Here is a 26383-nt window from a genome sequence, read left to right on the forward strand (position 1 = left end):
CGGGAATGAAAAGGAGGCGGCAGCGTGAAATATCTGGGTAAGAAAACCATCACTCTCATTATGACATTGTTCCTTGTTTCCGTTGCCGCTTTTCTTGCGTTCCAGATCATCCCCGGGGACGTGGTCATGTCCATCCTGGGGACGGAAGCCACTCCCGAGAGGGAGGAGCAGCTTCGGGAAGAGCTGGGATTAGGCGACCCGCCGGCAGTCCGGTACCTGAACTGGATGACGGGGGTGCTGAAGGGCGATTTGGGAGTCAGCTATCGCTACTCCAAGAACATGAACGAGATGATGCCGGTGGAGGAGCTCATAGGGGACAAACTGCCTGTGACGCTGTGGCTGGCGGCCGTTTCGCTGGCGCTGATCGTGCTGGTGTCCATCCCTCTGGGGGTGCTCTGGGTCAGGAGCGGCAGCCGTGTGCTGGACGCGGCATTAGGCGTCATCACCCAGGCCACCATGGCGGTGCCCTCTTTCTTTCTGGGCATCCTGGTGACATTCGTGTTCGGCATCATACTGAAATTTTTCGCTCCCGGCGGCTATATCAGCTATCAGGAGGATTTCTCTGGTTTCCTGGGATACCTGCTGTTCCCGGCGCTGTCCATCGCGCTGCCGAAGATTGCCATGACGGCCAGATTTCTTCGTAACTCTATGCTGACGGAAGTGGGCACGGACTATGTGCGCACGGCCTACAGCAAGGGCTGCACCAAGCGGCGGGTCATGTATGTCCATGTGCTGCGCAACGCCATGATGCCCGTGGTCACCTTTCTGGGCATGATTGTGGCGGAAATCGTGGCGGGCAGTATCGTAATCGAACAGGTGTTCAGCCTGCCCGGCATCGGAAGGCTCCTGATCAGCGCCATCTCCACCAGGGATTTCCCGGTGGTGCAGATTTTGATTTTGTATATCACTTTTGTGGTGATTTTTGTGTATTTCCTGGTAGATATTCTGTACCGGGTGATCGATCCGCGGATCAGCGGGAAGTGACTGCCGGGTCATCAAATGGCATGAGACGGGTGGGGGGCGGCGGTTGCCCTGCGGATCAGCGGGAAATGACGGTAAGGAGGCATTTATGGGCAGGACGTTCCGGGAAATGGAAAGAGCTCCACAGGAAGAAGGGGGTTCGTGGAAGGACAGGATTCCATGGAATAAGTATTTTCTGGCAGGGCTGGTCATGACAGGCCTTGCCCTGGCACTGGGCATCCTGGGGCTGTTCTGGACGCCCTACAGCACTACGGCCATGTCGGCATCGGAAAAGTTCGATCCGCCGTCCCTGCTCCACATCTTCGGCACGGACAATTTCGGCCGGGACATTTTCTCCAGGGTCATGAAAGGACTGGGCACCACCATCGGCATCAGCGGCCTGGTAGTGCTCTTTTCCGGTTCTGCGGGCATCCTCCTGGGGGCGCTGACAGGGTATTTCGGCGGCCTGGCGGATGAAATCGTCATGCGGGTCACGGATGCCGTCAACGGGTTCCCCAGCATCCTCCTGACCTTGGTCATCATCAGTCTCCTGGGCAGCGGCAGGCAGAATGTGATCATCTCCTTAGGGATAGTGTTCGTGCCAAGCTACGTGCGCATCGTGCGGAGCGAATACCTGAAGCTGCGGGACGCGGACTATATCAGGCGGGCAAGGCTGCTGGGCGTTAAGGATGTCCGCATCCTCTTTGTCCACATCCTGCCCAATATCTTCTCCGTGTTCTGGGTATCTGTCATGATAGGCTTCAACAACGCCATCCTGGCGGAGTCCGGCATGAGCTATCTGGGGATAGGCGTACAGCCCCCGGAGGCCAGCCTGGGCAACATGCTCTCGGACGCCCAGGGCTATCTCCAGGCAGCGCCCTGGTACGCCCTGTCCGTTGGCCTGTCCATCGTCTGGGTGGTGCTGGGATTCTCCCTGTTCAGTGAGGGGATACGCAGAGGAAAGTGTGAATAGGTTTGGCAAAGGAGATGCTTTGATGGAAAATACAGAAAAATCTGCTTTGGAGCTGGCGGAGAAGGAGATTGCAGAGACCGGAGCGCTCAGCTTTCCGGGCCGCCGGAGGTTGTGGGAGGCCATGGGGCCGCTGGAACCCAGGGAGCAGGATTCCGGCACGCCCCGTTCTCTCACCGGACCGCTGAAGAAACGGGCGGAGCTGGCGCTGGCTTGTGCCAAAAAGGTGTCCCGCATCTGGTGCGCCTTTGATGGGGAAGACAAGCGGCCCCGGCATCTGATGAAGCAGACCCGGGCCTACCTGGACGGAAAAATTTCCGCGGAAGCTCTTAACGCTGAGAGAGGTGTCATTGATGACTTCATGATCATCGTGGAGGATGAGGGCGACAGTGCCACCGCTGCGGCTCTGGCCGCCTGGGATGCCCTGGTAGTGGCTCTGGAGGACGAATCCCTGCTGGAACCCTGCTGTGCCGATGCCACTGACGCCGATCTGGATCCCTACGACTGGGACGCCGCGAAAAACGCCGCCATGGCCTGGCGGGACGCAGCCTCCGGGGGCGACCCGGGCAAGCGGGCGGTGCGGGAGATGAAATACTGGGCCTGGTATCTGGAGGAGTGGGCCAGGCTGCTGGGGGCGGAGGACTACCGGTTCCCGCCCAGGTACATCAGGGCCTTTCAGGAGAAGCAGGCTCCGGCCCGGCCTGTGCCCCAGGAAGTCACCCTGGAGAGCTTCGCCGAATATATGGGCGGCAGATACCAGTTCCATACCTATGCTTCGCTGCGGGAGGGCTATGACCGGGAGCCGGGAACCTATACTGTGAGTCTCTGGTTCGGCGGGAATCGCAGCACATGCCCTGTATGCCACAAGGAGACGGAACTGGTTGATATTGTCCATGGGGATCGCTGCCTGTGGAAGATTCCCCTGCCGGGCGGCCGGAAACTGGAGGTGCATCGGATCATGCCAAACTTCCGCTGTCCCGACCACCCGGATATCCCGTTCATTTTCCCGCCATCCGCCGAGCTGGTCTCCAACTACAACGCGGCCCTTAAAGACTACTGGAAGGGCCCTGGCCGCAAGCAGGCGTTTGTGGAGCAGCTGGAGAACCGTCTTCCCCGGATGCTGAATATCCAGGCGGTGGATGTGGGATATCTGGCGAACCACTGGGAAGAGCTTCATCTGACCAATGCGGGCTGGGTGGACAGGGAAATGGAACAATATGCCTTTGACGTGGCCCCGTTTCTTCCCAATTTCTTTCTCCACAGCTGCACTTTGGAGCAGTATCTCCGCTATTATCCTGACCAGGTTCGGCGGCTGGAGGATGGCAGTATTGAGATAGAGCTTTTCCGTCTCTGGATCCGGATCTGGATGGACGAGGCTGGCCGGCCCAAGCGGGCCATGCTCACCACACGGTTTGCCATCTGGGTCGCGGGGAAGCCGGATAAGAATCCTTTTCTGCCCAAACTGTTGGCCGAGCTGCGGGGAATGACGCCAGAGCAGGTAAAAGAATCCCTTCGGACCGCCAAGCCTGTTTCAAGGGATTATGAACTGGAGCCTCTGTCCGGCCTGACCCGGCCTGAAGCTATCCGGTTCCAGGCCACCCTTGAAGCGGGGGGAGTGGAGTGCAGGATTCTGCCCACTCCCATCGCGCAGCAAGGCTGATATACTACATAACGCCAGAATTTACCATACTGCATTGGTTAAACGTATATGGTTGGCGTTATATAGTCCGGTTACTGTTTATACGGTAAGGAATTGTTAAAAAATTTTCAAAGACAGGAGGTTGAGCCGCAGCCTGGCACAGTAGCGCACAGGAGCCGGCAAATGTAAAATGAAGAAGATTCAGACGAAGATTATGATTTTGGTTGTACTTGCCACATTGGGAGTCTCTTTGGTGAATGTGCTGCTGGGTACGGTGATTACCCGCAACTCCACCGTGACGGCTCTGGAGAAGACTGTGGGCGAGACGGCGAAGCTGGCGGCTCTTTCAGCCGAGAACATGATATCCACCTATACCCTCACCATCGCGGAAGTGGCCTCTTATCCCGTGCTCTCGGATCCGGAGTCCACGGCCGAGGAGAGACAGGCGTTCCTCCAGTCCAAGGTGGACGCTTATTACATGCGGTTCGGGGGCATGGCGGATGTCTCCGGCTACGACGCAATCCATGATGCGGACGTCTCGGGGGAGCCGTTCTTCCAGGCGGCTCTTGCAGGGAATGCCTATATGTCCACCCCCTATATGGACGGCGACGACATGTACCTGGTAGTATCTGCGCCGGTGACGAGCGGGGGCAGCGTGCAGGGCGTGGTCTATTTCCACTGCGACACCAATATCCTGCAGGCCATCGTAGAGGGCATCCAGATAGGCGAGGACGCGGATGCCTACATACTGGATAAGGAGGGCACCACCATCGCCGCTGTGGAGGTGGAGGAGGTGCTGAGCCAGGAGAACCTTCTGCGGGAGATGGCGGAGAATCCGGGCGACAGCTTTGTCCAGGAACTGGGCGCCATCGAGAAAAAGATGATCGCAGGTGAGAACGGCGTGGGAAGCTATACCTATGAGGACGGCAGCGACTATATCCAGGGCTATGCCCCTATCCCGGGCACGGACGGCTGGAGCGTGGGCGTGTCAATCAGCGAGGATGAATTCATGCGTTCCGCCTATGTGGGCAATAACATACAGATAGCAGTCAGCCTGGCACTCTGCCTGCTGGTGATATTGATTTCAGCATTCGTGTGCCGCACCGTCACGGGCCCCATCGTGAAATGCGCTACGCGTCTGCGGGCTCTTTCCCAGGGAGACCTGAAGAGCCCTCTTCCCGAGGTGAAAGGCAGGGACGAGACCAGGGTGCTGGCGGATTCCACCGCCCAGCTGGTGGAGACTTTCAGGGGCATCCTGGCGGAGATCGGCGCGGTGCTGGGCAGCATTGCCGAGGGCGATTTGACCAAAGAGAGCGACAGCGCCCGGTATCCCGGAGACTTTCAGGAACTGCAGAAGGATCTGGAGACCATCGGCGATAAGCTGAATCAGACCCTGGGAGGTATAGCGGCGGCCACGGCCCGGGTATCCAGCGGTTCCGCCCAGGTGGCATCCTCGGGAATGGCCCTGTCCCAGGGGGCTACGGAGCAGGCCAGCGCCGTGGAGGAGCTTTCCGCCACCCTGGAGGATATGGACAGGGACGCGAAAGAGACGGCCCGGCTGGCGGAAGAGACCAGGACAGCGGTCCGGGGCGCGGAGGAAAAGCTCCAGGAAAGCAGCAGCCAGATTCAGGATCTGAACGAAGCCATGGAGTCCATCACTGCCTCCTCCAACGAAATCAAGCGCATCATAGACACTATCGAGGACATCGCCCTCCAGACCAACATTTTGGCCCTGAACGCCTCCGTGGAGGCCGCCAGGGCCGGGGAAGCGGGCAAGGGCTTTGCGGTGGTGGCCAATGAAGTCCGGGAGCTGGCCAATAAGTCCGACGAGGCCACCAAGGCCACCATGGAGATGATTCGCCGCTCCATCCAGGCCGTGGGCAGCGGCAGCCAGGCCGTGTCCAATGTCACCGTATCCGTGTCCGACGTGGTGGTGCTGGCAGGGCAGGCGGCGGAGCAGATGGAAGTGATGGCAAAGGCCGTGGAGCGCCAGACCGGTGCCATCGACCAGGTCAGCATGGCCGTGGGCCAGATTTCCGAAGTGGTGCAGTCCAATTCCGCCACGGCCCAGGAGAGCGCGGCCACCAGCGAGGAACTCTCCAATCAGGCAGCGGTGCTGAAAGGCCTGGTGGGCGGCTTTACTCTCCGGAGACAGTGAGGAAACCCGGAAGGGAAGCTACGGGGATTCGGGAACGAGAGAATGAGGAACTCTCCAGAAGCCTGACAGCCCGAAAGGAGGCACAGCGTTTTGATTAAGATAGAGGATTTGTCCGTTGCCTTCGGCGAGACGGAAGCGGTGAGACATGTGAATCTGGACTTGGTGGAAGGAGAGATCCTGGGCGTGGTGGGGGAATCCGGCTCCGGCAAGTCCGTCACGGCCCTGACCCTCATGGGGCTGGCGGCGGATACGGCGCGTGTCACCACAGGCCGAATACTTTTTGACGGCGTGACGTTGCGGGAAGCGGGCAGCCCCTGTGATAAAAGGCTTTACCGCAGCTACCAGGGAGCCAGGATGTCCATGGTGTTCCAGGAGCCTATGACTTCCCTGAACCCTACCCAGAGGGCAGGGCGGCAGGTGGAGGAGATGCTGCGGCTCCACACCGGGCTGGCGGCTGCGGAGAGGAGGGAAAAGGTGCTGGAGGCTTTCCGGGCGGTAGGGCTGCGGGAGCCTGAGAAGGTGTACGCAAGCTATCCCCACCAGCTCTCCGGCGGCATGCGCCAGCGGGTGATGATCGCCATGGCGGTGATTCTGGAGCCGGAGCTGATCGTGGCGGACGAGCCCACCACGGCCCTGGACGTGACCATACAGAACCAGATCATAGAGCTGCTGCGTAAAATCAACGAAACCCAGAAGAACGCCATGCTTTTCATCACCCATGACCTGAACCTGGCCAGGCGGCTGTGCCACAGGGTAGCGGTGATGAAGGACGGCCGGGTGGTGGAACAGGGGCCTGTGGAGGAGATTTTCCGAAATCCGAAGGAGGAATACACGAGAAGGCTCATAGAAGCCGTTCCCTCCAGGATGGAACGCAGGAAAGATATCCGAGAGGTGTTTCAGGAGCCAGTCAAAGGGGACTTCCGAAATACAAAAGAGGAATATACGAAAAGAAAAGTGGCAGTTTCCGGGGCAGAGGAGAGAGCGTCTCAGGAATCTGCGCAGTCTGCCGCTCCTGTCCTGGAGGTCAGGAACCTTTCCGTGTACTATCAGGACGGGAACGTGAGCTTTCTTTCCGGAGACAGGAAGAACCGGCAGGGAGAGCGGCTTTCCCTGAGGGAGCGGCTGTCCGGGACGAAGAAGGAATGGGTGGTGTCCGGGGCGGATTTCGAGATTTATCCCGGGGAGAGCTTAGGGCTGGTGGGGGAGAGCGGCTGCGGCAAGACCTCCCTGTCCAAGGCAATCTTAGGCATGAACTGCCATATCCAGGGGGAAATCCGGCACCATAGCATACGCCCCCAGATGATATTCCAGGATCCCTACAGCAGCCTGAATCCCACGAAGACCATCGGATGGCTTCTCCAGGAGCCCTTAAGGGCGGCGGGAGCCCTGGACAAATCCAGAGCTATGACCAAAGGGGACATGGTGGCCGCCGCCTACGATATGCTGCGCAAGGTGGGGCTGGAGGAGAGCTATTTTAGCCGCAGGCCATCCCAGCTCTCCGGCGGCCAGCGCCAGCGGGTGAGCATCGGCCAGGCGCTGATCACGAGCCCGGGCTTTTTGGTGGCGGACGAGCCCGTGTCGGCCCTGGACGTGACCATACAGGCTCAGATCATGGAGCTGCTGCAGCGTCTTCAACAGGAGATGCACCTGGCCTATCTCTTCATTTCTCACGACATCAATGTAGTCTACCGCATGTGCGACAGAATCATGGTGATGAAAGAGGGGCGGATTATTGAGATTGGGGAGACGGAAGAGATATTCGAGCATCCCAGGGAGGACTACACGAAGCTGCTGCTGCGGGAATCCTGAAAAGCCGCAGTCGCTTTTGCGGGCATCGGGGTATGCCTGTATTTCCGCAGGAACAGGCATACCTGGGAGCTGGAGAGGCGGGAGGACTGAACGATTTCCCTGTTACGCCTTTTTCTTTGTTACGGGTATCCATACCTCGTATTGCGCGTTCTGCGGATCCGGATTTAAGTAAACCTCAATATCAGGGGCGTTGGCATATTCATATCCGGAGGCCGGAAGCCACTCTGTTATGATTCGCCGCTCCAATTCCTGTATCGACTGGTTCGTGCCCGTTCCGGGAAAGATTGCCCAAGTGGACGCAGGAACGGTATATTCTTCAAACCCGCCGCCTGTCTTTGTACTGGAAACGGCAATGAAATATTTCCATTGTTCTTCCTCGTTGCAGACGCTTATGCCCAAAAGGCCCATTGGCGGCGTATCCATCATTCCTGCCAGCTTCTGTATGGTTCCGTTTGCGGACGCCTCCTGCCACATCTTGGGCACCACCATAAAGTTGCTTTCGATTTCCCTGTCAAGCGGCGCGGATACGCCGATAATGCGGAAGGCTTCTTTTGTTTCAATCCGATAATTCATCTCTGTCGCTCCTTTCACAGCAATTGTAAACACAATGGGAGAAAAAGACTTCACGGATACGCCCTCGTCTTTCACGGACGAGGGGGCTATCCCGTGAAAAGACTGGAACGCCCTGTTGAATGCGGTGGGGGAACGGTAGCCGTACTTCTCTGCGATATCGATGATCCGTGCATCCCCGCCCTGCAAATCTACCGCCGCTAAAGACATTTTTCTCCGTCGGATATACTCTGCCAGAGTGATGCCCGCCATATAGGTAAACATCCTCTGATAGTGATAGGTGGAGCAGCAGGCAATCCGCCCCAGCTGTTCATAGTCGATTTCGCCTGTCAAATGTTCTTCAATATAATCCATGCTTTGGTTTAATCTTTCGACCCATTCCATGAGATACCTCCTCGTATGTATTGTGCTTTGCGGATTTAAATGTGTCTTTATCATTATAAGACATTTTCTTACATTTTTCCTCTCTATCCTTGCACAAAAAAGAGAGGCGGCAGAACAGCCTCCTCCCGGGCGGTGGGATCCGTGAAGAGCCCGGCCTTCGGCGGGTGATAGGTGAACCACAGGAAGCAGGCCAAAAGGATGCAGACAAAGCAGCCCAACAAAATGCCATAGGGCTTTCCCCTGCAGGACAGGGCGAGACGGCAGGCAATCCGGAACGCGATCAGGACGCTCAGAAGAAAGGTGCCGAGATCCAGAAGGAACAGGTCCCTGCCCAGGATAAAGGTATAGCCATAGTATAAGAGCGGAATCGCCAATGTCCCGGCCAAAAGCCCCGCCCAAAGGGAAGAAGGGAGGCAGGGGAAGTCTCCTTTCAGCCTGCCGATCAGGAACAGCGAGTACAGGAGCATGGGAAAGAACAGCAGCTTCATATGCTCCCAGACCGATTCATTGACCGGGGAGAAAAGGCCGACCACAGCGTGCCTTCCGCTCCAATCATACAGGAAGTGTGCCAGCGTGCCGGTGAGCATGACAAAAAGGATGCCGATAACGGTATATCGTCTCAAAGTCTTCATAAAAATCCCTCCGCGGTTAGTATATGTAACTTTGCGGCAGATATGTGCGGCGCAGATTCCGGACATATCCTGCCGGAATGCTCGCTTGGCAGACTGGAGGTTCAAAGATATCAGCATGGACACGCTGGCACGAATCTGCGAAACGCTGGATTGTGGCATCATGGACGTGATTGAACTGGTCAGTGATGGGCTTTCCGCCACAGGAGGGAACGATAATGGAAAAACTGAAAGAAAGAATCACAGAGAACGGCATTGATTATATTCTGGCAGGCGACTACTATATCCCGGACTTGAAGCTGCCTGAGGAGAACCGCCCCATCGGACGCTATGGGCGACTGCACCGGGAATATCTCAAACAGGAACACCCGGCACGGTACAGCTCCCTTATCCTGACCGGGAAATGGCCGGATGAACAATATCCGCAACCGGGCAGAGGAAATCGTAAACAGTGAACTGATTTATATTTGATTGGATATGCAAAGGCCAGCCAATTACCGGCTGGCCTTTCTAATCTTCCCTGCGCTCCAATACCGCCCGAATCATGGCAGCGGCGATTTCCTGCTGGCTGGGCGATGTGCTTTCCCACAGTTCCGCCAGTTCCCGTATTTTACTGACTTCATTATCTTCCAGCGCATCCTGCAGCAGATAATCAGGGGAGATTTTCAGTGCGTTGCAGATATTGATAAATACGGGCAGACTGGGAACCTTTGTCCCGCCCTCAATCTGCCGGAGGTAAGTTGCGTTGATATTGCAAAGTTCCGAGAGCCTGTCTGCCGTGAATCCCCGGTCTTTCCTTACCGTGTTGATACGTCTGCCTAATCCTTTTCCTTCCATAATGCCCACCCACTTCATAAGCTACTAGCATTTATTTTGTTCACTTTTAGACTACATCACGCATAGGGATTGCAATAGATTCTAAAAGTATATATAATATTAGCTAATAGACTATAAACCATGAAAGGGGAACAACAGAATGGAACTGAATTATTTTAGGGATCACCTTTTTGATTTACTGAATGACAGCGAAGGGATGAGGATTGCCGACCTGAACGCAGACGAGCGGAACAGCCTGCTCACTGTCAGGACAGAGGATGGGGATGTATTTGAAATCGTGTGCCGACAGGCAGCGGGGAAGGAGGACGGATGGACGACCGCAAACTGACCGTATATAATGGGCGAGATACTTTCAAGAAATCGCCGCTGCAGATTCTTTTACAGGGGAACTGGCTGGAACAGGCCGGATTCTCCGCAGGGGACAAAATCACCGTGAAATGGATTTTTTGTAAAGTCTATTCCCTCTGGAAAGTGATTGCGGTATAATGGAGCCATTGACAAGTCGAAATGGAGGTAAAAGACATGATATTGAAGAATAAATATCCTGTATGTGAATTTGACACCGGTAAAAATCCGATTATTCAGGCAGCGAATTTTTTGGCTAAAAGCCTTCCTGAAAAATGTGTGGTTACCTTTTTCAGAAAGGAATTGGAACAGTTTGTTTCGGAAAACAATCTTCCTGTCATTGGCTATCTTAATTCAGAAGTGCTTGATATACCGATTTATGAATATGGATATGGTACAGATAAGCTTTGTATTACAATGGCATTTTGTGGTGCGCCGGGTGCGGCTGTAGCGATTGAAGAACTTCATGCTATGGGATGTGAGAAATTTATAATCTGCGGGGGCGCAGGGGCATTGACAAAGGACAGTAAAGTGGGAGAAATCATTATCCCTGTTTCTGCGGTTAGAGATGAGGGGACATCCTATCATTATTTAGAGCCATCCCGTGAAGTGGAATGCCATAAAGAAACGGTTAAGACTGTTGTTTTGTGTTTGGAACAGATGGGGATTCCATTTAAAACCGGGAAAACATGGACAAGCGACGCTATATACAGAGAAACTCCTGATATGGTTGAATTAAGGCGAAACGAGGGATGTATAACTGTGGAAATGGAGGCGGCAGCCTTTTTTGCGGTGTCTCAGTATTACAATATTCCGCTTGCTCAGTTATTATATGCCGGTGATGATGTAAGCGGAGAGGAGTGGGATTCCCGAAATTGGAATACGCAAAAGAATATCCGATATGATTTAATTATCTCTGCAATCGAAATTATAAAGAAATTGTAACGGGTTATGTGGTTATAAGCTTAAATCGAAATTTGCGTGGAGGTATCAGTATAGATGAAAAGATATATTGCTTTTTTGCGAGGTATCAATATAAGTGGCAAAAACAAAGTGCCAATGGCAGAATTAAAACAGGGCTTTGAAAGACTTGATTATGCAGAGGTCAAAACCTATTTGAGTAGCGGTAATGTGATTTTTTCAAGTAATGAAGCCGATACAATCAAAACGACAGGCCGAATTGAGGAAATGATTAAAAATCAATTTAGTTTAGATATTCCTGTTTTTGTCATATCAAGGGAAGAACTTGAGGACATTTTATGCCATGCGCCCGACTGGTGGGGAGATGAAAGCAAGGAGATTTATGACAATCTAATCTTTATCATGCCTCCCGCTACATTCAAAGATGTATATAACGAAATCGGAGAGCCTAAAGAGGGATTGGAAAAGATTATGGAATACAAAGAAACTGTATTCTGGTCTTTCAGTCGGAAAGACTATCAAAAAACAAACTGGTGGTCTAAAACAGCAAGCGCAAATATCGGCAGTAAATTGACGATAAGAACGGCGAATACAGTTAGAAAAATTGTTGGCATGTAATTGTTTTTCAAATTACCGTTTGCCAATTTGCGGAAGATTGTTTATGAGATGGGAAAATATAAACAAAGATATGATGTTATCGCCAACAGGAATGGGAATTATTTTTTATTCAGAAGGCGCTGTTAAAGATATTCCCAGTGGGGAAGATTTTTTGAACAAAGAGTATTGGGATGCCCAAAATGTTGGAGATCACATTAGAAAAGGGGATATTGTAGCAATATGTACAGGGTGTGACTCTGAAGAATATGAACTTCGATTCCGCAGCGGATATCCAGATGATGAAATTGCGGAAAAATATCCAGCACATTTGCGCCTTTTTATTGAAGTCATGGGAAATGAAATAAATGTAGCTGATTTGTATGATTTGATGGACTGGCAAAATGACTGTCCAAAAGAACAACAAATCGAAGTAGAACCGGGTTTCTATCATTTGACATTTTCTGGAGAACAGCCTAAATTTGCTATGAAAGAAAAACTGACCGATGAGGAATATGATGAACTTTTAGATAAACCCAGCATTATTTATATACATATAAACAGGCTTGAAACTGTTCCCGAAAGTAAATGGAAAGGTGGCGTTCCTTTTATGTATTGGGCTTATGAAGAAGAATAGCTTATGAAGTTCCAATCTGCTTCAATCATCACAGGGGAAGCCACCCTTCCCCTGCGCTGGCTCTGCCAGCTACCCCTTTGTGGTTTTGACGCCCGAAAATCTTTCAGAAAGCCTATTTCATTTAGCAAGTCAAAGCTGTATAATAGAGCCAGCGTAAAATCGGAATTGATGGAGGGTAAACTATGGAATATAAGGACTATATTAAGCAAGGTTTGAATGGGAATGCCCCATTAAAATTAATTTTATGCGGAAATATACAGGGGACGGAAAATGATAAAGCAGGTGTTGTATCAGTTGTGTATGCTACAAATGATAAAGACTTAGCAGAGCAAAAAATGAATGAATTGATTGCGGCCAATCCTGATAATTATTACATGGTTTATAGTGTACCACTAAATGTTGATTTGACGGAACTTTCTCATTATCCTTCAATAGCAATTTCTAAAGATGATTTACAATAAACCAGCCCGGCAGACCGCTGTATTGTTCCTGCTAATTGGGGATAACACAGTTCATTCATCCACAATGTATGGCCCCTCTTCTCCGCCTTGCAGATAGATGATTCATTCTGCGCCATTTGACGGAAAGGAAGCAGGCCAGCGCGCTATGGGCATGTTCCGTTCAATTGGAACAGCGCCTTTTCATAATCCTGCACATAGTATCTGATATTTTTGCGCCCCTTTTGAACGATGGTATGACCTTCTGCTTCCAGCATTTCTTTCTGTGCTTCTACGCCGCCGGGGTATTTGGCGTTGAGCTCTCCGCCCGCTTTCAATGTCCGCCAATACGGAGTTTTGTCTTCGGTACGCTGGTGACTGGCCCAGGCCGCAATCGATACGAATATCCCGGCTGTAATCGGTTCTGTGAAATCCGCCCCATTCAGCGCCGCGAAATGTTCACGGATTTTTCCCACGGTGATCACTTTGCCATAGGGAATCCGTTTCATCACCTTGTCATAGTCTATGGGCGGGGCGAAGTACATTCTGCTCCCGCCGTATTTCTCGATGCTTTTTTGGTCGGTAATGGTCTGGATCTTGGGCATATCCTTGCTGTCATGCAGCATAGCGTTAAAATCTTTCCTGTCTTCGTCTGCCATATCTGACACCTCCTGCCTTCATTATAAGCTAGCGGCAGACTCCATGCAATGAGACGGTTTGAAAAATTTCCCCAGGCTATTTGGATTTTTGTCTGCTCAGAAGGATTCCACATACCACAGCATAACGCCAGAATTTACCGTATCTCACTGGTCAAACGTATATGGCTGGCGTTATGTAGTCGAGTTGCTCAGAAATTTTAACTGTTAAGCAGTATAAATAGTCGTTTGCGGCTTTTGCCGCTGTTCCCATGGGGTTGTGGCGGTATCGATATCGCCGATTTCCACCAATTTTGGAAGCATGCTCGTATCACCGTTTGTGAACTCCATGATCAGGCCCCAATATTCTTTTACAATCTGCTGGCATTTTTCGCTTTCTGGCGGTATGTTTTGTGTTTGAAGCTGTATGATTTCATCGCTGAGACGGTTGAATCTGTCCATAAAATCCAGGCCGCTTTCCTTATCGAACTGACTGCGGATATGATCCAGCGTATCGTCATCGAAGCGTTTGATATGACAGTAGGCGTCATTCTTCATCTACAGGTTGACGATGATATCTGCATACATCTTGAAGTTGACTGTCTGCATTTGTAGAACTTCGGTTTTTAGCTGTTCGATTGCCAGCAGGGAAGCCTTGAGCTGTTCTATTTTCTGGCGGATGTCATTTGCCTGTTCCGTAAGAGCGTCTGCCACGTCGGCGGGCGTCTCTAAAGAGATCAGGCGTTGTTTGATATCGTCCAGAGAAAAGCCCTTCTTTATCGTAGTATTGCAGGGTACGAGAGTATCAGGAAATTTTAGTAAGGCTTGACGGACTGGAACAGCAGGGAGTGATTGGGGCATTTGACAAACGGACGCTTATTGATTTATCCGGGGATGTGATTCACGAAATCGCACAGAAGTATCAAAATGTGCAGAAAGGCGTAGGTGATATGATGAGAGGCGCATTGATTGAAACAAGTGCAAGGAGATTAAAAAACGAAGCAGAAAATGAAGCAAAGAGGAATATCGCGCTTAGAATGCTGAAACGAGGGAAATTGGCAATTGAGGATATTGCAGAATATTCAGGTCTTAGTGTTGCAGAAGTAGAACAGCTTGCAGGACTTCCGACAGTGTAGGGCAGCAGTCATAAAGCAAGGAAATAACGGATGATAAAGATCACGTATTTTGCTGAGTAGCACCTGCATAGCCAATGCCAAATTATCGTTGACAGGGCAGGGGATGTCGTCTATAAGAGAGAAAAGTTTTGAAAAACAGCCTGCAAATAAAAAGTCAAGCTATATAAACGGCATTTCATTCTTGCCAGTCACATAGCACAGCAAGTCATGCCGTTTATCTGGCTTTTTGGCAAGTTTTAATCACTACATAATATAAATACTTGACATTTATATTAGGCAATTGTAGAATAAGAAAAAGATATTAGGCAAATGTAGAAATACAGAGGAGATTGGAACCTATGAAGAGACTGCCGGAGTCGGAGCTGGAAATCATGATGATAATATGGAGGCATGGAGAGCCCGTGAATCGGATGGAGATAGAGGCACAGCTGGAGAAGAAAGTGGCCGCCCCTACCGTCCTGTCCTTCCTGAACCGCCTGGAGGCCAAGGGCTTTGTCAGCGTGGAGAAGGTCGGCAAGGTGAACTGGTACACGCCGCTGGTGGCGGAAGAGGACTATCTGCAGCGGGAGAGCAGAAGCATCCTCCGGAAGCTGTACCGCAATTCCCTGAAGAATTTCGTCACCGCCCTCTATGACGGGGACGCCCTGACGCAGCAGGACATGGAGGATCTGGCCGAGTTCCTGGAGGAAAAGGGGCGGACGGCGGAGAAGAAAGAAAGCGGGGCAGAGGGCAGCTGTTTCTAAGAACAGAAAAGGCAATGGCAGGAGCAGGCGGAAAGTTGTTCTGGGGACAGGGAGAGCAGGAAGGAAGAGCGGAAAGAAACAGCAGGTAGGAACGGTTCAGGGGATATAGAAAGGACGGAAGCGGACATGAGGGCGAAATGGAGGAAGATTATATGGGCGATTCTGGCGGTGCAGCTTCTGCTCCTGCACCTGCTGCTTTTGGAGAAGGCATACAGCCTGGATTATCTCATCGGCAGGGCGGCAGGGCATTTTGATCTGCCCTACTTCCTGTATTCCAGGTGGAGACAGCTGACAGTACTGGGGTGGCTTGCCACGGCAGGCATCGTGGCGCTTGCTCATTATCGGAATTACATAAAGTTCCGCAGATGGTGCATTGGACAGATTCGCATCGTGTCTGAGGAGTCCGTCCGCCAAAGTCTCAGGGAAGCCGTCCTGGAGACAGGGATTGAGAGGAGTGCAGTTCGGGAAAACGGAAGTCCAAAAGCCGGGACTGGAAAAAGAGCGAAATCATTCCTTTACCGTGCGCCGGGAATCCAGGAGCCTTTTGTCATGGGCTTCCGCCGTCCTATCCTGTTGCTGCCGGAGAAGGAGTACAGCGAAAACGTGCTGAAATTCATCTTTCTCCATGAGTGCCATCATATCCGGCAGAAAGACACGCTCTATAAGCTTTTCTGGGTGCTGATGCAGTCCCTTCTCTGGTTCCAGCCCCTGATCTATCTGCTGGCGGCCCTGGGAAACAGGGACGTGGAGGTGGCCTGCGACGAGGCGGTGGTGGAAGGCAGGGACATGGAGGCCAGGAAGGAGTACGGATATGCTCTGCTGGAATGCCTGCGGCAGGGGAGGGAAAGGGGACAGGCCTATTCCGCGTACTTCTACCATGGGAAACGTCTGATGGAGGCCAGGATAGGCGCCATCATGAGGGAAGACCGGAAATGGGACAGGCTGGCCTATGTGGGCATCGCGGTGCTGCTGTTGGATTTGGGCCTGAGCTTTTACCGGGTGGGAGAGTTCCTGTACCAGCGTTACCAGGCGGGCAGGGAGGAGCCATTGGTGTCCATTTATGAAGGATACGAATTACCGGATCATTTCACACAGTCTGCCGTTTCGAAGATGACATCCCTGGAGCCGGTGGGGGAGGAGGCGTATCGCGAGGAACTGTGGGCAGAGGATGCGTATCCCCAGAAGGAATACGCGGAGCTCCCCTATGCGGCGGAAGGCCCATGGCAGGTGAGGCTCAGGGACGCGGATCACTACAGCGACGCCATAGGCCTGCTGGCGCAGCGGTATCTGTCCTATTTCATCGACTGGAGATGGGCCGCGGAGCGGGATCCGGAGACCCATTCGGAATTCCAGAGGGTGGAATCCGTCTATTGGAGGATGCTGGCGGGGGACAGGCAGGAAAGCGTGTTCGCGGTGGTTTTCCGGTACTATGTGGGAACCAGGGAGGACATGGAGGCATTTCCGGAGGAACTGGCGCGGAAAGCCCGGTTCGTCTGTGAGGACGGCATCCTCTATTATGCCTATTTTGACTGGACGCTGCAGATACGCATGGTGAAGGACTATGTGTTCCGGCTGGAGGGCATCGCAGAGACTGGACAGGTTCTGGGGGCATTCCGGGAAAAGCATGGGCAGGCGGATTTTTCGGATGTGCCGGCGCTGAATCTGGCCAATGAGGTGCGGTGGCCCGGTCTGGAAGAGAATCCATCTAGTGCAGCTGCTGGTACAGAGACAGCGGAATCCTATCGGATGGAGATGAGGGATGGCGCTCTGTGGGCCAGCGGCGGGGACGGCGTGCTCCGGGAGGTGCCTGTGCCCATGGAAGAGCTCCTGACCAGAGGGGACGAAATGGACGGGCAGCTGGCTTCCCTGCCGCCTGAAAGCTGTCAGATGGACGCGCGCAAGCAGATCATCGCTTACGGCGGCGACAGCGGGACTCCCTTTGCCGTGGTGTATTATGACCAGGAGAAGGGAGGCTTCCGGAGCTCCGTGGTGACGGAAAAATATGTAGGAGGCAGACGGATATTCGTGGATTTCCCGGAAAACAGCCAGGACGGCTTCGTGATTTTCACAGGGGAGCGGGTAGTATGGCAGGAAACCTCCATCCTCTTTCGCACCAGGGACGGCGGAGAGACCTGGCAGGAGGTGGGAGCCGCCGGGCCGGACTGGAACCAGAGCCATTCCCTGACCATGGATGCCGCGTTCCTGGACAATCAGGTGGGCTTCGTGACCATCCGGTCTTCGGGGGAGCCGGATATCTGGCGGACAGCCGACGGCGGGGAGCATTGGGAGAAGCTTGCGCTCCCCCATGTGCCGGAAGGGTATTCCATTGCGTACGCGCCGGAGCGCCAGGGGGACGTGCTGGCGCTCTATGTTGGGATGGAGGATTATTCGAAATATGGCGGGGAAAAAGCGAAATACGAATCCACAGACCAGGGAAACACCTGGGAATACAAAGGACTTGTCCTGCGAAAATAGCGGAACTTCCCTTTTTTGGAAAGCGGCGTTCCATGTGCTGACCAGGCCGGTCAATCTTGTCCTGTACTGGCTTTCCTGGCGCCATCTGTGCTCCCTGTGCAGATATGGCAGACTTTACAGGAATGTGCCGGTTCTGGCGGTGTGCCTTGTGTGGTGGCTTGGCGCCATAGGGTATGGGCTATGGCTGTGGGGGCGTTATAAAAAGGGGAGGCGCTCCGCCGTCTTCCGTAAGCTGCTGCCCTGGGAGAAAGGGCTGGTACTGGCCGCGGGAGAGGGCGCGGAAGGAGCGGCGGTCAGAGCGGATAGCGCGAAGGAGACAGTGCCCGGCGGGGCAGCCGAAACAGAGATGCGGGAAACCAAGCCGATTCCGGAAGGCTCCGTGAAATGGTATGTGAAAAGACGGCATTTCTGCCAGCTTTTCCTAAAGGAGAAAGAGGTTCTGCTGCTGGATCTGCGGGGGCTGACCGGGGAAGAGCGGGACTTCCTGGACGTGAAGCTGTCGGCTGTAAGCTTCCTGGGCAAAGGAATCTGGCGGGCAGCGGCTGGAATCTTCCTGGCAGCGGTTACGCTGTACGGAGGGCGGCTGGTGGCGGAGAGCGCCGTTCCCTACCAGGGAAAACTGGCGTGGTACCTGGACGATTTAAAAGATAAGAGGACATGTACGTTAAAACATGACAATATATACGAATGGGGGATAGAAGGCATTCTGGAGGATGTGAGGGAAAAGGTAAACCTGCCGGAGGCCCTGTGCCTGGCCACCAGCTTCAATCTGCATTTCGCCCCGGACGGCGAAATCATCACCCTGGACACCATGCTCTATGGCTTCGATGAGAAGGGGGATTTCGTGGACAGCTATCTGATCAGCTACAACAGGGCGCATTCCGGAAAGATAACCGTTTATCTGCACGGCGCATCCTCGGCTTCCTATGACGAAAGCCGCGCCCTGGCTCCGTTGGTGGAGGGAGTCAGCGTGATGCCGCTGCGGGAAACGGTGGAAGAGTGGAAGGGAGAGGAGTGCTTCGGAATCCTTTACTACGGAAGCCGCATATGGTACAGCAGCGAGGGAATCCGTCTGCTGGATCAGGACGGCGGCTGGCAGCTGCCGCCCTATGACCAGTATTCCTTTTCCGGGTACAGCATATCCGTATTCTGCCCGGAAAACAATGACCTGGTTCCCGCCCGTTACATTTACCCCTGGACGCTTCGCATGATTCCCTGAGCGCCCGCTATGGAATGTGCGGACAGCTCCTGAAATGCCTTGATACATTTTTTTTCTTTAGAATGGTCTAACACAGCATGAAACACAGAATCGAAATACCGGCCCATTCCTTCTTCCAGAAGCTCTCTCCACCAAACCGCCACCTCCCCGGGGTCGTTTCGGAATACGCCGCATCCATAGGCTCCAAGCACCAGATGCTTTGCTTTCTGCTCTGCAAAGATTCCCAGAGCCAGCCTCATTCTCCGGCGCATGGCCTTTTTGGCTTCCTGTACATTCTCTCCCTTCAAAAGCACTTGCCCCATATTGACTGCCGGCAAGGTCAGCACGGAAGCTTTCACAGGGGTCTCTGTCAACCGGAAGCTCTCATCTCGGAAGAACACGACTGGCGGTGTCCAGCGCCCTCTATCCCACCCTGACCGCGCACGAAGGGTCTCCCTGGCCATTGCTTTTCTGTCCATGTTTTCCTCCTGGTACCTTGCATATACTGTCACAGGCCGTACTTCAGGTACAGCGAGTCCCAAAAGTCCTTGTCCCATATGGCGCGCTCCGGGTCATCCTGCCTTTTAAAAAAACGCCCTCATTCACCTTATTGTTTTTTTGTACGGAATCTGGAACCGGATTCTTTTACAATATTGTAACACAAGACGAAAACCCTGTAAACAGAGGATAGCAGGAATCGAAAGCCTTGGAACTCATCAACCAGAATGTCCCGGACGCCGTCCCGGGCGACAGAATCGTGGTGTTCAAGGACGGAAAAACGGGATTAAAATTGAAAGATATAGCTTGCCATATGCTTCAAAATTGCATATAATAAAGGGCATTATGATGGCTTCAGGCTTTCACAACAGATGAAATATGAGGAGGAAAGAATTATGCTGCTAATGATTGCATCAGCTCCATGCAAAGTCTTGTAGGGCAGGATTGCATGGAGTAGAATGACTGCTCTGGGACTTTGCTTGATTTGCCGTATTGTTATTGACTAAAAAACAATCATGAAATCAGATAAGGAGCAAAGTCTATGAAAAACATTGAACATATCAAAAATATCAGGAATTTGAGGAACACGATTCAGGAAATGCGCACATTTCTGCTGCTGTGGCTCACCCAGTCTTTTTCCGGGCTCGGAAGCGCCATGACCAGCTATGCGCTGGTCATCTGGTCTTACACCCAGAAAGGCTCCGCCCTGATGACGGCGCTTTTGATGGTGAGCTCCTACACGCCTTATGTGCTTCTGAGCATTTTCGCGGGCGCCCTGAGCGATAAGTGGAACAAGAAAGCCACCATGCTGGTCTGCGACACCCTGGCGGCGGCCACCACGGTAGTCATGCTGATTCTGCTGCGCGGCGGCAGGCTGCAGATATGGCATCTGTATCTGATCAACGGCATCAACGGGCTGATGAACACGGTTCAGCAGCCGGCCTCGGAGGTGGCGGTGACGAAAGTCCTGCCCAGGAAATACTACCAGCGGGTGGGGGGCCTCAGGTATCTCTCCAGCGCCCTGAATTCCATCATGACGCCCGTCATCGCCACGGCCGTGCTGGGCATTGCGGGGATGGGGGCAGTGGTGGCCTTTGACTTAGGCACTTTCGGCATCGCTTTCCTGACTCTGGCCTTTTGCATCCGCATCCCGAAAGAGACAGTGGAGGAAGAGGAGAAAGAGAAGCTGTGGACTTCGGTGAAGAAGGGGCTGGCCTATCTGCAGGAGCAGAAAGGGATAATGGGGCTGATTCTGTTCCTGGCTGCCATCAACCTGGTCGCTTCCATCTATGATGCGGCTTTCCCGGCCATGATGCTCTCCAGGGAGGGCGGGAGCGAGAAGGTTATGGGGCTGGTGAACGCGGTCATCGGTGTCTCCACTCTGGCGGGGAGCGTCATTGCCTCTTTCGTGAAAGTGCCAAAGAGCCGGGTGCGGGTCATCTGCAACTGCCTGCTGTTTTCCATGAGCTTCGAGAATTTCTTCCTGGCCCTGGGCAGGACACCGTTTGTCTGGTGCATCGGCGGATTTCTGGGATGGATTTCCATACCGCTGATGAGCGCCAATCTGGATGCCCTTATGCGGCTGCGCGTACCGGAGCAGATGCAGGGAAGAGTGTACTCCGTGCGGAATTCCCTGCAGTTCTTTACGATACCCATCGGGTATTTCCTGGGAGGATTCCTGGTGGATCAGGTATTCGAGCCTCTGATGGCGGTTCAGGATGCGGGCAGCGTACTGACGCGGCTCTTTGGCAGCGGCAAGGGCTCAGGCGCGGCATTCCTTTTCTTCGTGATTGCCTTTGCGGGAATCGGGGTGTGCCTGTACTTCCGCAGGAACCGTCATATCTGGGAGCTGGAAAGGCAGGAGTGAGGGGGAAAGGAATGGAATCAAAAGGAAAGAACAGGAAATTCTGGGCGGCATTGTTCATCTTCAGCCTCACGGGCCAGGTGGCCTGGGTGGTGGAGAATATGTACTTCAACGTCTTCATCTATAAGATGTTCCACGCCACCGCGGCGGACATTTCTCTGATGGTGGGGGCCAGTTCCGTGGCAGCTACGGTGACGACTATCCTGGTGGGAGCTTTTACGGACTATGTGGGTAAGCGGAAAGCCTTTATCTGCGGAGGTTATCTTGCCTGGGGCGTGTCCATTCTGGCTTTTGCGTTTCTGCGGGTGGATCTGCTGACGCCTTTGGCGGGAAGCGCTCTGCGGGCGGCGTCCTTAGGGATAGCGCTGGTGATCGTCATGGACTGCGTGATGACGTTTCTGGGCTCCTCGGCCAATGATGCCTGTTTCAATGCCTGGATGACGGACTGGGGCGACGGCGGCAACAGGGGGAAGATAGAGGGAATCAATTCCATGATGCCGCTGGTGGCCATCCTGGTGGTGTTCGGAGGATTCTCCGCCTTTGACCTGGACAGGGCGGGGAGTTGGACGGCAATCTACCTGATTGTAGGCGCCGGGGTGATGCTGATCGGCGTCGCGGGCGCATTCCTCATCGAGGAAAAGCCAAAGCTGCGGGCGGAGAGAGAGCAGGGGTATTGGGGGAATCTTTCTTACAGCTTCCGGGTTTCGGTCATGAAAGCGAATCCTCTGCTCTACGCCGTGATTGGAGCCTTTGCCGTCTTCGGGATTTCTATCAATATCTTCATGCCCTATCTGATTCTGTATTATGAGAAGACATTAGGGATGGCTAACTATGTGGCGGTCATGGCTCCGGCCATCGTGCTGGCGGCTGTGATCACAGCGTTTTATGGGAAACTGTACGATTTGCTGGGATTCAAGACTTCGGTGGTTCCGGCGGTTGTGCTCCTCATGGCGGGGTATGTGGTCCTGTACGCGGGGAGGGCTGCGGGAGTGGTCTTCCTGGGCTCTCTTTTGATGATGACGGGGTATCTGACAGGTATGGCGGTCTTCGGGGCCATGATCCGGAGCAACATTCCGGAGCAGCGGGCGGGGCAGTTCCAGGGCATCCGGATCATCGGACAGGTGCTGATACCGGGCATCGTGGGGCCCGCCATGGGGGCTTTCGTGCTGCGGGACGCGGACACGATCATTAATTCGGACGGAACCGCCTCGTTTCTGCCAAATGGGAATATCTTCCTGGCGGCACTGGCAGCAGCGGCGGTCACGCTGGCGGCGCTGGGGCTGATCTTCCGGATGATGCGGAGAGGGCACCATCGGCTGATGAGCAGATGCGGGGAGCGGCTTCTCGGGGAGATGAAAAGAGGAGAGAGCACGGCAGATATATCGGAGAGGGATGGGACGGCAAGTGAGGGCACGGGGACAAAGAGCGGCTCTGGCAGGAGCGATGCCGGGGCAGCAGACGTGAAGAAACCAGGTCATGTCTGGGATTCCTACCCGCGCCCGCAGATGCGCAGGGAAAGCTATCTCTGTCTGAACGGCGTCTGGAACCTGAATGGTCAAAGCATTTTGGTGCCTTTTCCGCCTCAGTCCCAGCTGTCCGGCTATCAGGGGCGCGTGGGGACGAAGCTGGTCTATGAGAAGACATTTGCGCTGTCGGAGGAGTTTTTGGCCCAAAAGGCCCACGGCAAGCGAGTTTTGCTGCATTTCGGGGCTGTGGATCAGATGGCGGAAGTCTTTTTGAACGGGCATTTTGCAGGCAGGCATGAGGGAGGCTATCTGCCTTTCTGGTTCGATGTGACGGAGTATCTGGAGGACGGGGAGAACCGGCTTCTGGTGAAAGCGGAGGATACGCTGTCCGCCCTGTATCCTTACGGGAAACAGCGCAAGGCCAGGGGCGGCATGTGGTATACGCCGGTGAGCGGTATCTGGCAGAGCGTGTGGATGGAGTGCGTGCCGCAGGCCTATATCGAGCGTCTGGACGTGACGGCGGACACGCGGAATGTGCGGATAGCCGTGGTGAGCAGCACCGGTGGAGGAGTAAGAGGGATGAATGGCGGATTGGGCGATGTGGCGGAAAGGCCTGACTGCGCGGATAGAGAATCAGACGATATTTCTGACATCACTGTCACAATTAAACTCCATGATGGCAGCCTTTACACTGTACGCGCAGGAAAGGACAGCGACGCCCTGGAAATCGACCTTGCCCGTATCAGGCTGGGGGACGGGAGTGAATATCAACCGCTGCTATGGACGCCGGAGCATCCATATTTATACGAAATGACAGTAGCCATGGGAGAGGACAGAGTCACGTCCTACTTTGGCCTCAGAACCATCGAAGTGAAACAGATAGGCGGAATCCCCAAAGTCTGCCTGAACGGGAACCCTATATTCCTGCATGGCGTCCTGGACCAGGGGTATTTCTGCGACGGCCTGTACCTTCCGGCTGAAGCGGAAGAATACGAACAGGATATCCTGCGCATGAAAGAGCTTGGCATCAACCTGCTCCGGAAGCACATCAAGATTGAACCGGAATGCTTCTATCACTACTGCGATGTACACGGAATGATGGTAATGCAGGACATGGTGAACAATGGAAGATATTCCTGGGTCAGGGATACCGCGCTGCCTACGGTTGGAGTGAGTCTGAAGAACGCGGGCAGGCTGGGAAACAGAAAGCGCAAGGAGTTCTTCAGGCAGCATATGAAAGACACTATTCTGCACCTGCGCAACCATCCCGGCGTCATCTCCTATACCATTTTCAACGAGGGCTGGGGACAGTTTGACAGCGATGCCATATATCAGGAGGCGAAGTCGCTGGACGGCACAAGGCTGTACGATGCCGCTTCCGGATGGTTTGCGGGGGAGAGGAGCGATTTCGACAGCCAGCACATTTACTTTAAGCGCCTGGTGGTTCCGAAAGTGCCTGACAAACCTGTACTGATATCGGAATGCGGCGGCTATTCCTGGCGGGTACCGGAGCATTTCTATGCAAAATATGCCGGGTTCGGCTATGGGGATTGTGCCGATAGGGAAGAACTGACGGAGCAGATTGGAAAACTGTATAGAGAAAGAGTCCTCCCGGTGATTCCGAAAGGCGTCTGCGGCTGTATCTACACCCAGCTTTCCGATGTGGAGGATGAGACCAACGGCCTGTATACCTATGACAGAAAGGTCTGCAAGGTGAACGGGAAAGCGATGCGGGAGATTGCAGGAAAGCTGGAAGAGGCAGTTTTTCCCCACTGAACAGGGAACCGCAAACTGGTATACTGCATAACGCTGAATACTGCCTGATGAATCATGTGATTGAACCAGTCAGCGTTATGCTGTCTGGTTTCACGGCAAGTGAAATCGTTAGGCAGTATAAAATAAACGGAAGACAGTAAATAGGAACGGAAGAAAGCACAGGGAAAGGAAAAGCCATGGATTTGAAAGAAAATGACAGAAATGTCAGGAATAGACAGGAAAGAGATGACACTGCGGCAAAATATGCCGGTGATGCTGCAGAGGCAGCCGCCGATGAGGAAAATCTGGCATGGGAAGAAATCAGCACGGAACATATCGTGCAGGACCGGTGGATCGATTTCAGGAAATCTGCCTATCGGTTTCCGGACGGAAAAGTGTTCGAGCCATTTTACAGCGAAAGCCGCAGGGATTATGTGGTCATCGTCGCATCGGACGAAGAGGGAAAGTACATTTGCGTCAGGCAGTTCAGACAGGGAATCAAAGAAGTGACCACGGAATTCCCGGCAGGCGGTATCGAGCGGGAAGACGGCAGGGAATACGGCCCAAGGGACAGCCGGTGGGTGGCAGAGGACGCGCTGGAGGCGGCCAGGAGGGAGCTGCTGGAAGAGACGGGATATCTGTCTGACGACTGGAAAGCATTGATATCAGTGCCGTCAAATGCCACGATATCGGACAACTATGCCTATGTCTTCGCAGCGAAAAACTGCCGCAAAACGCAGGATCAGCATTTGGATGAGACGGAATTCCTCAATGTCAGGAGATATTCCGCCGCAGAGATTGAACAAATGATAAGCCAGGGCAAGTTCCAGCAGGCAGTCCATATCATGGCATGGCTGCTGGCGCAGAGACAATGAGCCATAGGAACTGCCGGGCGGCGGGGCCGCGGCTGGCAGAGCGGCCTGCCGGCACAGAGGAGACAGGAAATGCGGGAAAATATTTTTGCGTACATCAAGAAGAAATACAAGGCGGCCCCGGAATATCCCTGGGGAGAGGATGACGGAGCTGTCCTGCGCCACAGCGACAACAGGAAGTGGTTCGCTCTGGTGATGAATGTGGACAGAAAGAAGCTGGGGCTTTCCGGGGACGGACACGTGGATGTGGTCAATCTGAAGATTGAGGACAAGATGTTCAAGGACGTGCTGATGCGGGATGCAGGCATTCTTCCGGCCTACCATATGAACAAGGAACACTGGATTACAGTGCTGCTGGACGGCACAGTGGAGGAAGAGCAGGTATGCGGCTTGATTGACTTAAGCTTTGCGGCCACTGCCTCAAAGAAAGCGAAGCTCCGCCCGCCCAAAGAATGGATTGTTCCGGCGAATCCGAAGTTCTACGATATAGAACATGCCTTTGACCGGGCGGAGATTATCGAGTGGAAGCAGAGCGGCAGTATCAAGGCAGGCGATACCATTTTCATGTATGTGGCGGCGCCTGTGTCGGCCATCCTCTACAAATGCAAGGTCGTGGAGGCGGATATCCCTTACCATTATCAGGACGAGAACCTGACTATCACCACGCTGATGAAGATAAAGCTTCTGCACAGGTACAAGCCGGAGCAGTTCCCTTTTGGCAGGCTGAAAGAGGAATACGGAATCTATGCCGTGCGCGGTCCCAGAGGGGTGCCGAACAGCTTGCGCCACGCGCTGGATTTGCAAAAAGAGTGATTCATCAAAATACTTGGATAGATGAAATCAATGTCAAA

The 26383-nt window shown here is 53.6% G+C and carries 26 protein-coding genes and 2 pseudogenes; 21 read left to right on the forward strand and 7 right to left on the reverse strand.

What is annotated here, in order from left to right:
• Window positions 1–24: 24 nt before the first annotated feature.
• The 5 genes from NFS35_RS00360 to NFS35_RS00380 all read left to right on the forward strand — a co-directional run bounded on the left by NFS35_RS00360 (window position 25) and on the right by NFS35_RS00380 (window position 7536).
• Window positions 25–984, forward strand: a complete 960-nt coding sequence (locus NFS35_RS00360; RefSeq protein ID WP_251205160.1) for an ABC transporter permease — start codon at window positions 25–27, stop codon at window positions 982–984.
• Window positions 985–1069: 85 nt separating this feature from the next.
• Window positions 1070–1933, forward strand: coding sequence for an ABC transporter permease (locus NFS35_RS00365; RefSeq protein WP_330639917.1), 864 nt, complete (start codon window positions 1070–1072; stop codon window positions 1931–1933).
• Window positions 1934–1955: 22 nt separating this feature from the next.
• Window positions 1956–3590: an Imm5 family immunity protein gene (locus NFS35_RS00370; RefSeq protein WP_251205161.1), complete on the forward strand. Its 1635-nt coding sequence runs from the start codon at window positions 1956–1958 to the stop codon at window positions 3588–3590.
• Between the two features lie 169 nt (window positions 3591–3759).
• Complete coding sequence (locus tag NFS35_RS00375) at window positions 3760–5727, forward strand: methyl-accepting chemotaxis protein (RefSeq protein ID WP_251205162.1); 1968 nt, start codon at window positions 3760–3762, stop codon at window positions 5725–5727.
• Between the two features lie 90 nt (window positions 5728–5817).
• Window positions 5818–7536 (forward strand): dipeptide ABC transporter ATP-binding protein, encoded by a 1719-nt coding sequence (locus NFS35_RS00380; protein ID WP_251205163.1) that lies wholly within the window; start codon window positions 5818–5820, stop codon window positions 7534–7536.
• Window positions 7537–7638: 102 nt separating this feature from the next.
• Here the strand turns inward: NFS35_RS00380 and NFS35_RS00385 are convergent, their stop codons facing one another.
• Both NFS35_RS00385 and NFS35_RS00390 read right to left on the reverse strand, forming a co-directional pair.
• Window positions 7639–8490, reverse strand: coding sequence for an AraC family transcriptional regulator (locus tag NFS35_RS00385; protein WP_251205164.1), 852 nt, complete (start codon window positions 8488–8490; stop codon window positions 7639–7641).
• 83 nt (window positions 8491–8573) lie between these two features.
• Window positions 8574–9122 (reverse strand): DUF6512 family protein, encoded by a 549-nt coding sequence (locus tag NFS35_RS00390; RefSeq protein WP_251205165.1) that lies wholly within the window; start codon window positions 9120–9122, stop codon window positions 8574–8576.
• A 103-nt stretch (window positions 9123–9225) separates the two neighbouring features.
• On the opposite strand from NFS35_RS00390, the pseudogene NFS35_RS00395 reads away from it, so the two are divergent.
• Together NFS35_RS00395 and NFS35_RS00400 are read left to right on the forward strand one after the other, a co-directional pair.
• Window positions 9226–9378, forward strand: a pseudogene (locus NFS35_RS00395) (helix-turn-helix domain-containing protein); the annotation flags it as partial.
• Window positions 9338–9523 (forward strand): annotated as a pseudogene (locus NFS35_RS00400) (TnpV protein); the annotation flags it as partial. The pseudogenes NFS35_RS00395 and NFS35_RS00400, both read left to right, overlap by 41 nt.
• Window positions 9524–9629: 106 nt before the next feature.
• Here the strand turns inward: NFS35_RS00400 and NFS35_RS00405 are convergent.
• Complete coding sequence (locus tag NFS35_RS00405; protein WP_251205166.1) at window positions 9630–9956, reverse strand: helix-turn-helix domain-containing protein; 327 nt, start codon at window positions 9954–9956, stop codon at window positions 9630–9632.
• Between the two features lie 139 nt (window positions 9957–10095).
• Here NFS35_RS00405 and NFS35_RS00410 point away from each other — a divergent pair, with 139 nt between their 5' ends.
• From NFS35_RS00410 to NFS35_RS00435, 6 genes are all read left to right on the forward strand, one after another.
• Window positions 10096–10284: a hypothetical protein gene (locus NFS35_RS00410; RefSeq protein WP_251205167.1), complete on the forward strand. Its 189-nt coding sequence runs from the start codon at window positions 10096–10098 to the stop codon at window positions 10282–10284.
• A complete protein-coding gene (locus NFS35_RS00415; protein ID WP_251205168.1) occupies window positions 10266–10442 on the forward strand; it encodes a SymE family type I addiction module toxin in 177 nt (58 codons plus the stop codon). The genes NFS35_RS00410 and NFS35_RS00415 overlap by 19 nt, the downstream gene beginning before the upstream one ends.
• Window positions 10443–10478: 36 nt before the next feature.
• Window positions 10479–11246: a nucleoside phosphorylase gene (locus tag NFS35_RS00420; protein WP_251205169.1), complete on the forward strand. Its 768-nt coding sequence runs from the start codon at window positions 10479–10481 to the stop codon at window positions 11244–11246.
• 54 nt (window positions 11247–11300) lie between these two features.
• Window positions 11301–11840: a DUF1697 domain-containing protein gene (locus tag NFS35_RS00425; RefSeq protein ID WP_251205170.1), complete on the forward strand. Its 540-nt coding sequence runs from the start codon at window positions 11301–11303 to the stop codon at window positions 11838–11840.
• A gap of 43 nt (window positions 11841–11883) precedes the next feature.
• Complete coding sequence (locus NFS35_RS00430; RefSeq protein ID WP_251205171.1) at window positions 11884–12453, forward strand: hypothetical protein; 570 nt, start codon at window positions 11884–11886, stop codon at window positions 12451–12453.
• Between the two features lie 182 nt (window positions 12454–12635).
• A complete protein-coding gene (locus NFS35_RS00435) occupies window positions 12636–12914 on the forward strand; it encodes a hypothetical protein (protein ID WP_251205172.1) in 279 nt (92 codons plus the stop codon).
• 143 nt (window positions 12915–13057) lie between these two features.
• Here NFS35_RS00435 and NFS35_RS00440 read toward each other — a convergent pair whose 3' ends face one another.
• The 3 genes from NFS35_RS00440 to NFS35_RS00450 all read right to left on the reverse strand — a co-directional run bounded on the left by NFS35_RS00440 (window position 13058) and on the right by NFS35_RS00450 (window position 14239).
• Window positions 13058–13549 carry an MGMT family protein gene (locus NFS35_RS00440; protein WP_251205173.1) on the reverse strand — a complete coding sequence of 164 codons (492 nt, stop codon included), beginning with the start codon at window positions 13547–13549 and terminating at the stop codon, window positions 13058–13060.
• A gap of 204 nt (window positions 13550–13753) precedes the next feature.
• On the reverse strand, window positions 13754–14083 hold the full coding sequence (locus NFS35_RS00445) for a TipAS antibiotic-recognition domain-containing protein (protein WP_251205174.1): 330 nt from the start codon (window positions 14081–14083) through the stop codon (window positions 13754–13756).
• Window positions 14084–14239 (reverse strand): hypothetical protein, encoded by a 156-nt coding sequence (locus NFS35_RS00450; RefSeq protein WP_251205175.1) that lies wholly within the window; start codon window positions 14237–14239, stop codon window positions 14084–14086. It abuts the gene before it with no gap.
• Window positions 14240–14373: 134 nt separating this feature from the next.
• Here NFS35_RS00450 and NFS35_RS00455 point away from each other — a divergent pair, with 134 nt between their 5' ends.
• The 4 genes from NFS35_RS00455 to NFS35_RS00470 all read left to right on the forward strand — a co-directional run bounded on the left by NFS35_RS00455 (window position 14374) and on the right by NFS35_RS00470 (window position 19098).
• The gene (locus tag NFS35_RS00455; protein ID WP_251205176.1) at window positions 14374–14661 is read left to right on the forward strand and encodes an RpnC/YadD family protein; all 288 of its coding nucleotides are present in this window, start codon (window positions 14374–14376) and stop codon (window positions 14659–14661) included.
• Between the two features lie 338 nt (window positions 14662–14999).
• Window positions 15000–15404 carry a BlaI/MecI/CopY family transcriptional regulator gene (locus NFS35_RS00460; protein ID WP_251205177.1) on the forward strand — a complete coding sequence of 135 codons (405 nt, stop codon included), beginning with the start codon at window positions 15000–15002 and terminating at the stop codon, window positions 15402–15404.
• Window positions 15405–15530: 126 nt separating this feature from the next.
• Entirely contained in the window at window positions 15531–17879 is a 2349-nt protein-coding gene (locus NFS35_RS00465) for a M56 family metallopeptidase (RefSeq protein WP_251205178.1), read from the forward strand.
• Complete coding sequence (locus NFS35_RS00470) at window positions 17800–19098, forward strand: hypothetical protein (RefSeq protein WP_251205179.1); 1299 nt, start codon at window positions 17800–17802, stop codon at window positions 19096–19098. The genes NFS35_RS00465 and NFS35_RS00470 overlap by 80 nt, the downstream gene beginning before the upstream one ends.
• Here the strand turns inward: NFS35_RS00470 and NFS35_RS00475 are convergent.
• Entirely contained in the window at window positions 19068–19556 is a 489-nt protein-coding gene (locus NFS35_RS00475) for a TIGR02452 family protein (protein ID WP_251205180.1), read from the reverse strand. The two genes, NFS35_RS00470 and NFS35_RS00475, sit on opposite strands and share 31 nt — an antisense overlap.
• Window positions 19557–20116: 560 nt before the next feature.
• Between NFS35_RS00475 and NFS35_RS00480 the strand changes: the two genes are divergently transcribed.
• The 4 genes from NFS35_RS00480 (at window position 20117) to NFS35_RS00495 (ending at window position 26345) form a co-directional block, all read left to right on the forward strand.
• Window positions 20117–21442, forward strand: a complete 1326-nt coding sequence (locus tag NFS35_RS00480) for an MFS transporter (RefSeq protein ID WP_251205181.1) — start codon at window positions 20117–20119, stop codon at window positions 21440–21442.
• A gap of 11 nt (window positions 21443–21453) precedes the next feature.
• Entirely contained in the window at window positions 21454–24681 is a 3228-nt protein-coding gene (locus tag NFS35_RS00485) for an MFS transporter (protein ID WP_251205182.1), read from the forward strand.
• Between the two features lie 176 nt (window positions 24682–24857).
• Window positions 24858–25535 (forward strand): NUDIX hydrolase, encoded by a 678-nt coding sequence (locus tag NFS35_RS00490; protein WP_251205183.1) that lies wholly within the window; start codon window positions 24858–24860, stop codon window positions 25533–25535.
• A gap of 69 nt (window positions 25536–25604) precedes the next feature.
• The gene (locus tag NFS35_RS00495; RefSeq protein WP_251205184.1) at window positions 25605–26345 is read left to right on the forward strand and encodes an MmcQ/YjbR family DNA-binding protein; all 741 of its coding nucleotides are present in this window, start codon (window positions 25605–25607) and stop codon (window positions 26343–26345) included.
• Window positions 26346–26383 lie beyond the last annotated feature (38 nt).

This window comes from Acetatifactor aquisgranensis, from assembly GCF_943193215.1.
Taxonomy (GTDB): domain Bacteria; phylum Bacillota; class Clostridia; order Lachnospirales; family Lachnospiraceae; genus Acetatifactor; species Acetatifactor aquisgranensis.

What these genes read in the sequence shown, in the direction of transcription:
- NFS35_RS00365 (WP_330639917.1), top strand. Translation starts at nt 1,070, where the DNA reads ATGGGCAGGACGTTCCGGGAAATGGAAAGAGCTCCACAGGAAGAAGGG.
- NFS35_RS00370 (WP_251205161.1), top strand. Translation starts at nt 1,956, where the DNA reads ATGGAAAATACAGAAAAATCTGCTTTGGAGCTGGCGGAGAAGGAGATT.
- NFS35_RS00375 (WP_251205162.1), top strand. Translation starts at nt 3,760, where the DNA reads ATGAAGAAGATTCAGACGAAGATTATGATTTTGGTTGTACTTGCCACA.
- NFS35_RS00385 (WP_251205164.1), bottom strand. Translation starts at nt 8,490, where the DNA reads ATGGAATGGGTCGAAAGATTAAACCAAAGCATGGATTATATTGAAGAA.
- NFS35_RS00390 (WP_251205165.1), bottom strand. Translation starts at nt 9,122, where the DNA reads ATGAAGACTTTGAGACGATATACCGTTATCGGCATCCTTTTTGTCATG.
- NFS35_RS00405 (WP_251205166.1), bottom strand. Translation starts at nt 9,956, where the DNA reads ATGGAAGGAAAAGGATTAGGCAGACGTATCAACACGGTAAGGAAAGAC.
- NFS35_RS00410 (WP_251205167.1), top strand. Translation starts at nt 10,096, where the DNA reads ATGGAACTGAATTATTTTAGGGATCACCTTTTTGATTTACTGAATGAC.
- NFS35_RS00415 (WP_251205168.1), top strand. Translation starts at nt 10,266, where the DNA reads ATGGACGACCGCAAACTGACCGTATATAATGGGCGAGATACTTTCAAG.
- NFS35_RS00420 (WP_251205169.1), top strand. Translation starts at nt 10,479, where the DNA reads ATGATATTGAAGAATAAATATCCTGTATGTGAATTTGACACCGGTAAA.
- NFS35_RS00425 (WP_251205170.1), top strand. Translation starts at nt 11,301, where the DNA reads ATGAAAAGATATATTGCTTTTTTGCGAGGTATCAATATAAGTGGCAAA.
- NFS35_RS00430 (WP_251205171.1), top strand. Translation starts at nt 11,884, where the DNA reads ATGAGATGGGAAAATATAAACAAAGATATGATGTTATCGCCAACAGGA.
- NFS35_RS00435 (WP_251205172.1), top strand. Translation starts at nt 12,636, where the DNA reads ATGGAATATAAGGACTATATTAAGCAAGGTTTGAATGGGAATGCCCCA.
- NFS35_RS00440 (WP_251205173.1), bottom strand. Translation starts at nt 13,549, where the DNA reads ATGGCAGACGAAGACAGGAAAGATTTTAACGCTATGCTGCATGACAGC.
- NFS35_RS00445 (WP_251205174.1), bottom strand. Translation starts at nt 14,083, where the DNA reads ATGAAGAATGACGCCTACTGTCATATCAAACGCTTCGATGACGATACG.
- NFS35_RS00460 (WP_251205177.1), top strand. Translation starts at nt 15,000, where the DNA reads ATGAAGAGACTGCCGGAGTCGGAGCTGGAAATCATGATGATAATATGG.
- NFS35_RS00465 (WP_251205178.1), top strand. Translation starts at nt 15,531, where the DNA reads ATGAGGGCGAAATGGAGGAAGATTATATGGGCGATTCTGGCGGTGCAG.
- NFS35_RS00470 (WP_251205179.1), top strand. Translation starts at nt 17,800, where the DNA reads ATGGCGGGGAAAAAGCGAAATACGAATCCACAGACCAGGGAAACACCT.
- NFS35_RS00475 (WP_251205180.1), bottom strand. Translation starts at nt 19,556, where the DNA reads ATGGACAGAAAAGCAATGGCCAGGGAGACCCTTCGTGCGCGGTCAGGG.
- NFS35_RS00480 (WP_251205181.1), top strand. Translation starts at nt 20,117, where the DNA reads ATGAAAAACATTGAACATATCAAAAATATCAGGAATTTGAGGAACACG.
- NFS35_RS00485 (WP_251205182.1), top strand. Translation starts at nt 21,454, where the DNA reads ATGGAATCAAAAGGAAAGAACAGGAAATTCTGGGCGGCATTGTTCATC.
- NFS35_RS00490 (WP_251205183.1), top strand. Translation starts at nt 24,858, where the DNA reads ATGGATTTGAAAGAAAATGACAGAAATGTCAGGAATAGACAGGAAAGA.
- NFS35_RS00495 (WP_251205184.1), top strand. Translation starts at nt 25,605, where the DNA reads ATGCGGGAAAATATTTTTGCGTACATCAAGAAGAAATACAAGGCGGCC.